The sequence below is a fragment of the Pseudomonas sp. MF08817 genome, from assembly GCF_059862705.1.
Genome location: NZ_JCBCUY010000007.1, coordinates 157641 through 165305 on the forward strand (window position 1 = coordinate 157641; position 7665 = coordinate 165305).

General features: G+C 58.8%; 8 protein-coding genes and 2 pseudogenes. 6 read left to right on the plus strand and 4 right to left on the minus strand.

Going from position 1 to position 7665, the window contains the following annotated elements; translation table 11 throughout:
- Positions 1–38 precede the first annotated feature (38 nt).
- A complete protein-coding gene (locus AC19YR_RS06625) occupies positions 39–836 on the plus strand; it encodes a crotonase/enoyl-CoA hydratase family protein (protein ID WP_500597644.1) in 798 nt (265 codons plus the stop codon).
- A gap of 34 nt (positions 837–870) precedes the next feature.
- The gene (locus AC19YR_RS06630) at positions 871–1779 is read left to right on the plus strand and encodes an alpha/beta hydrolase family protein (RefSeq protein WP_500597646.1); all 909 of its coding nucleotides are present in this window, start codon (positions 871–873) and stop codon (positions 1777–1779) included.
- Here AC19YR_RS06630 and AC19YR_RS06635 read toward each other — a convergent pair.
- Positions 1769–2752 (minus strand): hypothetical protein, encoded by a 984-nt coding sequence (locus AC19YR_RS06635; RefSeq protein WP_500597648.1) that lies wholly within the window; start codon positions 2750–2752, stop codon positions 1769–1771. The genes AC19YR_RS06630 and AC19YR_RS06635 overlap by 11 nt on opposite strands.
- Positions 2753–2919: 167 nt before the next feature.
- Here AC19YR_RS06635 and AC19YR_RS06640 point away from each other — a divergent pair, with 167 nt between their 5' ends.
- The gene (locus AC19YR_RS06640) at positions 2920–3300 is read left to right on the plus strand and encodes a RidA family protein (protein ID WP_095106663.1); all 381 of its coding nucleotides are present in this window, start codon (positions 2920–2922) and stop codon (positions 3298–3300) included.
- Here AC19YR_RS06640 and AC19YR_RS06645 read toward each other — a convergent pair.
- The 3 genes and pseudogenes from AC19YR_RS06645 to AC19YR_RS06655 form a co-directional block, all read right to left on the minus strand.
- Complete coding sequence (locus AC19YR_RS06645) at positions 3275–3670, minus strand: acyl carrier protein (protein WP_500597658.1); 396 nt, start codon at positions 3668–3670, stop codon at positions 3275–3277. The genes AC19YR_RS06640 and AC19YR_RS06645 overlap by 26 nt on opposite strands.
- Positions 3671–3797: 127 nt before the next feature.
- A complete protein-coding gene (locus AC19YR_RS06650) occupies positions 3798–4397 on the minus strand; it encodes an AMP-binding protein (RefSeq protein WP_500597649.1) in 600 nt (199 codons plus the stop codon).
- A 397-nt stretch (positions 4398–4794) separates the two neighbouring features.
- Positions 4795–5004, minus strand: a pseudogene (locus AC19YR_RS06655) (ATP-binding protein); the annotation flags it as partial.
- 73 nt (positions 5005–5077) lie between these two features.
- Here AC19YR_RS06655 and AC19YR_RS06660 point away from each other — a divergent pair.
- The 3 genes and pseudogenes from AC19YR_RS06660 to AC19YR_RS06670 all read left to right on the plus strand — a co-directional run.
- On the plus strand, positions 5078–5581 hold the full coding sequence (locus tag AC19YR_RS06660) for a ClbS/DfsB family four-helix bundle protein (protein ID WP_500597650.1): 504 nt from the start codon (positions 5078–5080) through the stop codon (positions 5579–5581).
- A 263-nt stretch (positions 5582–5844) separates the two neighbouring features.
- Complete coding sequence (locus AC19YR_RS06665; RefSeq protein WP_500597651.1) at positions 5845–6816, plus strand: hypothetical protein; 972 nt, start codon at positions 5845–5847, stop codon at positions 6814–6816.
- A 124-nt stretch (positions 6817–6940) separates the two neighbouring features.
- A pseudogene (locus tag AC19YR_RS06670) lies at positions 6941–7665 on the plus strand (hypothetical protein); the annotation flags it as partial.

Here is a 7665-nt window from a genome sequence, read left to right on the forward strand (position 1 = left end):
ACCGAACGAATGGTCAGTAACCTTGAGGAGCGTGATAAATGAGCCAGGACAACAGTGGCGCAGGCCGGGTAACCCGCGAGCAACGGGGCGATCTGTTTTTTATCGGGTTGGATCGGGCCGGCAAACGCAATGCGTTTGACAGTGCCCTGCTGACAGACCTGTCCCTGGCGCTGGGGGAGTACGAGCGCCAGGACGAGGCGCGGTGCGCGGTGCTGTTCGCCCACGGCGAGCACTTCACTGCGGGGCTGGATTTGATGGAGCTGACCCCCAAGTTGGCCAGCGGCGGCTTCCACTACCCGCAAGAAGGCATCGACCCCTGGGGCGTGTCCGGCCCCCGGCGCACCAAACCGGTGGTGGTGGCGGTGCAAGGGACGTGCTGGACGGCGGGGATCGAGTTGATGCTCAACGCCGATATCGTCGTTGCCGACACCACGGCGCGCTTCGCTCACCTGGAAGTGCTGCGCGGGATTTCCCCGGCCGGCGGCTCGACCGTGCGCTTCACCCGCGCCGCCGGGTGGGCCGACGCCATGCGCTACCTGCTCACCGGGGAAACCTTCGACGCGCAGCAGGCCCGGGGCATGCGCCTGCTCACCGAAGTGGTCGAACCCGGCCAAACCCTGCCGCGGGCTATCGAGTATGCGCAACGCATCGCCAAAGCTGCACCGCTGGCCGTTCGGGCGACGTTGCAGTCGGCCTTCCTCGCGCAAGCGGCGTGCGATGAAGCGGCATTCAGCCAGCTCAACGCGGCGCTGCTGGCGCAGATCAAAAGCCAGGACGCCCGCGAAGGGGTGATGGCCATGCTGCAAAAGCGCGAACCGGTATTCACCGGCCGCTGAGCCAACCCCTCCCGGCACTGAACGGAACCCGACCATGCCCACGACGCCGATCCATACCGACACCTTCACCCTGCTCGCCAGCGACGGCTATCGCCTGGGCGCCGTGCGCTACAGGGCCGCGGGCACTGCCAAAGGCAACCTGATCGTGGCCGGGGCCACCGGGGTGCAGCAGCGCTTCTACCGGCGTTTCGCCGAACACGCGGCGGGCCTGGGCTTTAATGTGCTGACCCTGGATTACCGCGGCATCGGCCAATCACGCCCGGCGTCCCTCAAGGGCTTTGCCATGTCGTACCTGGACTGGGCCTACCAAGACCTGGCCGCGGCCGTGGACCTGCTGCGCGAGGAACCGCTGCCGCTGTACTGGGTCGGCCATTCGTTCGGCGGCCACGCCATCGGCCTGCTGCCCAACCACGACGCGCTCACGGCCTGCTACAGCCTGGGCAGCGGCGCGGGTTGGAGCGGTTGGATGGCCCCGGCCGAGGCGTGGAAAACCCGCTTGCTGTGGACCTTCGTGCTGCCGGCACTGGTGGCCGCCAAGGGCTATATGGCCTGGAGTGTGCTGGGCATGGGCGACGACTTGCCGCTGGGGGTGTATCAGGACTGGAAGCGCTGGTGCGCCTTCCCCCACTACTACTTTGACGACCCGCAAATGGCCCACGTCGTGCCGCTCTACGCCAGCGTGCGCACGCCGTGCGTTTTCGCCACCTCGGTGGACGACCCCTGGGCGCCGCCGCGCTCGTGCGATGCGTTCGTCAAAGCCTATGGCCAGGTCCCGCTGACCCGCCTCGACCTGCAACCGCGCCCTGGCAGCCCAGCCATCGGGCACATGGGCTACTTTCGCGCCGACGCCCAGCCCTTGTGGGACGACATCCTGGCCTGGCTGCAACGCGCGGGCACCACCGCCGCCGCACGCGAAGCCGCGCCAACCCCGGTCAGTGCTTGACCGAAATCACCCCGTACTGGCCTTGCTGGTCGGCGTACACCACCTTGCCGGCGCGGTCCTTGATGGTCAGACCCAGGATCAGGGTCTGCTGGCTGTTCTGCGCTTCGATGGCGAAGTGCTCGGGCAGGTCGATGTGCAGGCCTTGCTTGTCGATCGTCCCGGCGTCGCCCAGGTTGAACATCTTGTAGAGCTTGCCCTGGTTGTCGGTGGTGATCTTCAGGTCGGTGCTTTTGAAGCAGGCGATCACGTTCATGTTCTGCCCGCCCATGCCGCACGTCAGGGTGGCGACGAAAGGGTAGTTGCGCGCGTTGTAGTCCTTGTCGACGCTGGCCAGGGTCGAGGGCAGGTCGGCATTGAGCATGTTGTAGAAGTTGTAGTAACCCTGGACCACTTGCTGGTCCTTGCGGTTGGCGCAGAGTTTTTTCAGGTACTCGGCGTCCTGGGTCACTTGCTGGTTGATGCCCACGCCCATGCTGTTGATTTCTTCGCGGGTGGGCACGTAGCCGGTGGCGTAGACGGGCCGCGCAACGATCAACAGCGCGGCGATGCCCGCCGGGTAAACAAAGGTCACCGCCGCGCCACAGGAGGTGTCGTCGGCGACGAAGGCCGGGTTCTGCGTGGCTTGGCGGGCGTAGGCGCGAAAGCCGCCGATGGTTTTCAGGTTCAGGGCGTCGCTGGCGTAAGGCGGGATGTCGGCGCCGCCGCTTTCCTTGACGATCCCGGCGAACACCCCGGACAACGCGCTGTACATCGCGAAGTTGTCATTGGGCGCGCCCTGGCGCACCGAGCCCACCGAGGCCCAGGTGGCGGACTCGAACAACTTGTCGAGAAAGCGGTTGTACTGCTTGAGGCTGCTGCCGTCCGTAACCTGGGCGCCGAAAGAGCCGTAGGTGTCGTTGTCGTCCGCCAGGGCCACACCCGCGTGGCAGGCCAACGCCAGAACGATTGCCGGTATTGCGCGATGCATTGCCATTTCCAGATCCTGTGTGACCGCTCGTCGGTAATGCCATCATTATGGCATTAGCGGAATCCCGCAGGGTAGGCCAGTAGCAAGCAGGCGAGCCCGCTTGCTACGACGCGAGGAGGGTGGGCTTTATGTAAACTGGCCGCCGACTTTCCCCAGCCAACACGAGAGCCCCCATGGCCAACCACGACCTCACTTTCCTGCCCGACCCCGACCCGCAATCCATCTCCTCGGACGTTGCCGGTTTCGCCGGTTTGCTGGTGTCTACCCAAATCCCCACGCGCGCCGATGGCAGCCTCGAACTGGGCGGCATCGTCGAGCAAAGCGAATGCACCTTGCAGGCCCTCAAGCTGGCGTTGGAAAACGCCGGCAGCTCCATGGACCGCGTCCTACACCTGACCATCTACCTCACCGACATGGCCGACCGCGCCGCGTTCAACCAGGTCTACCAGCGCTTCTTCGCCAAGCCCTGGCCGGTGCGCGCCGCGGTGGGCGTGGCGGCGCTGGCGGTCGAAGGCATGCGCGTGGAAGTCACCGCGATGGCGGCCAAGGGCTGACACGTTCAGGGCACGCGTTGGCGTGCCCGCACTCTCCCGCGCCCTCAGGGCCGCAAGTGCTGCAGATAGCGGGCCAGCACGGGCCCCTCGAACCGCGACTCGACAATAGCGCTGCCCGCCAGCATGGCCGCCGTCTGGCTGCGATCCCAGTGGTAGTTGTGCTGGTACAGCTCAATAGACGCGAACCCGCCGCCAGCGCCTTGAATACCAGGTGCTGGTAGATATCCCCCACCGTCACGGGCACCCGAAAATGGCGTGACGCCTGAGTCGCTAGCGCCGCCGCCCGCAGGGAATGCCCGCCCACCTCGAAAAAATGCGCATCCGGGTCAACGTCACCGTGGCCCAGCAGCTCAAACCAGATCTGTGCCAGCGGCCGCTGGCCGGGCCCGCTGAAACGGCTGAGCTCGAGGCTGGCGGTGGCGCAAACCGGCGATCAGGCGCTGTGGGTGCGTGCTTTTATTGCGCGGTACAAAAAAGGCCACGAGGCGGTTCTCGGCTTACGTGCCCACGCCCTCCACCACCACCATTAAGGTACCCCGGCTACTGGCATCAATCTCCAGGTCACGGTTGTGCAGGCGGATCAACCCCAAAACCGAGTGATGCTCGATCACCACGCCCTTGGGGTTGCCCGTCGTACCGGACGTAAAAATCACGTACATGGCGTCCGTGGGGCTGACGTCGACAGGGCGAAAAGGCACTGCCGTGGGCGACGCCAGGATGCCTGCGACGGTCTCGACCCGGCACGCCAGTATCGGCCAGCTATCGCTGGGGTGAGTGGATAACACCAACGCGGCATTGCATTGCCGGGCGATGTATTCCTTGCGCGCCAAGGGCAGTTGCCGGTCCAGCGGCACAAATGCCGCGCCCGTCTTGATGACCGCCAGCAAGGCCACGATCAACTCGACCGAGCGGTGCGCCTGGACTAACACCAGGTCACCCGGGCCGATGGCCAATGATTGCAGATACGCCGCCACCTGCGAGCTGAGCCGGTCCAGCGCCGCGTAAGTCAACGTCCTGTCTACCCCGACAACCGCCAGTGCCTCGGGGGTCAAGCGAGCCTGTTTCCCAAACAGGCTCACAAGGGTTTCACCGGCCATGACTGCTTCTCTTCAAGTAATCCTTGGGTCAACTCACCAACTGCAAACTCGACAACCGGGGCATAGGCTGCCACTGCTAAAAACACTTGAGACCTGTAAGAAATAACAGTTTTTTAGAATGTATTTTTATTGCCTTAGAGCGATTTTTTATAAATCGACTGGTGTTGCTTCCAATGGTTTTTCTGGCGAAACGGGATATGTGGACGTGCCCCTGCCAATCGACGCAATTGGAAAGTCAACGCCCAGCTCTCCGGCCCCACGGAAAGCATCATTGATCTTTTAAAGATCGCGCCGCTTACCCCAGGCTGGACCTGTGAAGTACAGGTCGCTGATATACAGGAAATGTATCGTCGATTATCCGCTCCCGAGTAACCACAAACTAAGCGCCAGAGCGACCTTATCCACACCCATTCTCGGTAGGTCGGCGTTGTAGCGACGCAGCAGAGCCCGGAAAACACACATCGAACGCAGTTCCGTCCTGCACATGGGAACTAACCCCTAAATCCCCGCCATGGGACTGGACGATTTCCCTGACGATAAACAGACCCAACCCGACACTGCGTACCTCATTGTCGGCCTCGGTGCCGCGGGTCATCGGCTCGAACACATTGATGTGCCGCAGGCATGAACAGCTATCTTGATGCGAAACTCAAAGCGTTGACGACAAAGGCAGAAAACCAATGACAGTGCCGCAAAACAAAGATCAGTTGCTGGACGCGATCAACTCAACCTTTGATCGGCTTATCGAAGACTTGAACAGCATCCCGGCGCAACGGGCCATGGAGCGCACCCTAGAGGGCCACGTCAAAGGCACCCGGATGAGCCTGTGCGACTTGGTCGCCTACCTGGTGGGCTGGAATGAGTTGGTTCTCAAATGGATAGACAGGAGCGCCGCCGGGCAACCCATCGACTATCCCGACACAGGTTTCAAAGGTAACGAACTCGGTCAGCTCGCCCAAAAGTTCTACCGAGACTATGAGGGCATCGCTTATGGGCACCTGCTCGAACGTCTGTGCGTGGCAAAGGGGCGAATCGTTTCGTTCATACAAAACCAAAGCAATGCTGATCTCTACGAACACCCCTGGTATGACCGCTGGACACTGGGGCGCATGATCCAATTCAACACGTCTTCACCCTACGCCAACGCGCGTAAACGCCTACGTCGCTGGTTGAACAACTTCTAACATTGAGTGGCCCACATATTGTTTTGATTTGCCGACAGCAAAATCCCACGAAGATGTAGGAGCCCTCTTTTCTTTGCACTTGGACTGGTTATCCGTAAATATTCCTCACAATATTGTTCGCCTGACGGAGCTCTCCACGCCCATGCGGATTGGCTCAATATTTCTTTGTGTACCGCGAAGCTGAGCACCTTACGACTCCACAGCACAAAACACCTGTAAAAGAGATATGGATTTCTCCACAGCAACTTTAAAGGGACTTGAAAATGCAACTGACACCACAGTTCATAAGAGAACAACTTCACCAAGAACGCGTTATTACACGCAATGTAGAGTATGTTTGCGACCACATCGAAAGCTGGTGGAAAAATCATGACCTGTGCCTGTCAAACCATGCACTGAAACTACAGTTAATCTCACTTCTCAGCCTGACATTGCGGGGAGACGACAGGTATTACTTCGATAATGTCGGAAAACATGGTATCTCCGCCGTTTGCTTTACTGGCATATTCCACACCGACGACTATTACCTGGCGCTCATTACTCACGAAGCACTGTGCGAGCTTTTTCATCTTCGAGATATCAAGTACCCCTATGAAAATCACAAGGCCCTGTTTCTGAAGCCTGGAGCCGAAAAATACCGCGACTGGGGAAACGGATACGGTGAGATTACGCCCCACTCCGATGATCTATACGAAACGCAACCAACTGACCTTCTTGCCCTTACGGTCTGCCGCGACAAAACCCGCACCCCCACACAGTGCTTTCTTGCAAAAAACGTTACTGACCATCTCGATAATTCAGAACTACACCAACTTGCGCAAATGACGGCCGTCTTCCGCTCGGGAAAGAACGTGAGATTGTCGAAAAATCTTGAGCGAAAACTAATTCAATACGACCCAACCTACGGCATTCAACTGCATCTTGATTTTCGCATCGATACTGAGGTCGGAGAACGTATGATAGCAACCAACCCTCGCGACGCGGGTTTGATTAAAAATATAAGACAGGGCATTCCCTCGTGGACGCCAGTTTATTCAGCCGCCACCACCGGCACGTTTTTTATTCTGGCGAACCACAAAGCACTGCACGCCCGCCCCATTATAAACTTGAACATTGGCGTCGCCGCCAATCAAGCACAAACAACCAAATTCCGGGAAACCCCAAGACTTCTATTCCGAAGTAAAGGGCCGAGGCACAACCTATCTCTCGAGCAAGACTATGGCAATTACCTTTGAAACCTTCAGAACTGAAAAACAGAACCTTGAACGCCGCAATATATATATAACGGCCAAACGATCCAGCCAGCGAAAACGCCAACTGCAATGGCATAAAAATCCTTAACTCGCTCAAGGCAATTCAATGAAAGGCGCCTTCCTTGTCAGACTTATCATCGCAACGTCCCTGTACACGATTATGGGGCGGGCCACAGTGTGGTTTGATCCTATTTCCAACGCGATACTCGTCTTTGGCAGCCGCTTTTTTTTAGTCTTCTCGCCATTTTTTTTCTCGCGGTTGCAAGCCAATGCCATCCCAGCTGCGACCTTGCTAGCCGCCCTGGGCAGCGCATTAATTTTGCTCCCCAACCAGGTTTTTTTTGTGATCGGAGCGACGTGCCTGGCGATTGGGGTTAGCGTCGCGGGATATTTAATTAGAGCCTATGCATCTGAAAACATAGGTGCAGCCGCGCAAAACAAGATAGCAATAAACTGCGGGGTAATTCTTGCAGGTATAACGCTTTCACTGCCCATACAAAACAACACCACTATCGCACTGATAAGTTTCGTCTTTCTACTAATTGCCTCATATGTTGCCCGGCACATCGTTGCGTCACGAACACACATAGAACTACCTGCCGGAAAGAATGTATCCAGGCCCATTCGCCTGGCTTGGGTGCTGCTAGGCCTGACCATGGGCATCAAACTGTATGCGCCATTCACATTACTACCTCAGTACATCGGGCGGTCTCAAGGAGCAAGTGCAACGCCTGATGTAAGGTGTTGCCATGTCTACCCAATACAACCACCTGAGTACCCAGGAGCGCGTCACCATTATGGTGATGCTATTTCAACGGCAACCACTGCGAG

Excerpts from the sequence above, each read along its gene's own strand:
- AC19YR_RS06625 (WP_500597644.1), top strand. The coding sequence starts at position 39 with ATGAGCCAGGACAACAGTGGCGCAGGCCGGGTAACCCGCGAGCAACGG.
- AC19YR_RS06630 (WP_500597646.1), top strand. The coding sequence starts at position 871 with ATGCCCACGACGCCGATCCATACCGACACCTTCACCCTGCTCGCCAGC.
- AC19YR_RS06635 (WP_500597648.1), bottom strand. The coding sequence starts at position 2,752 with ATGGCAATGCATCGCGCAATACCGGCAATCGTTCTGGCGTTGGCCTGC.
- AC19YR_RS06640 (WP_095106663.1), top strand. The coding sequence starts at position 2,920 with ATGGCCAACCACGACCTCACTTTCCTGCCCGACCCCGACCCGCAATCC.
- AC19YR_RS06650 (WP_500597649.1), bottom strand. The coding sequence starts at position 4,397 with ATGGCCGGTGAAACCCTTGTGAGCCTGTTTGGGAAACAGGCTCGCTTG.
- AC19YR_RS06660 (WP_500597650.1), top strand. The coding sequence starts at position 5,078 with ATGACAGTGCCGCAAAACAAAGATCAGTTGCTGGACGCGATCAACTCA.
- AC19YR_RS06665 (WP_500597651.1), top strand. The coding sequence starts at position 5,845 with ATGCAACTGACACCACAGTTCATAAGAGAACAACTTCACCAAGAACGC.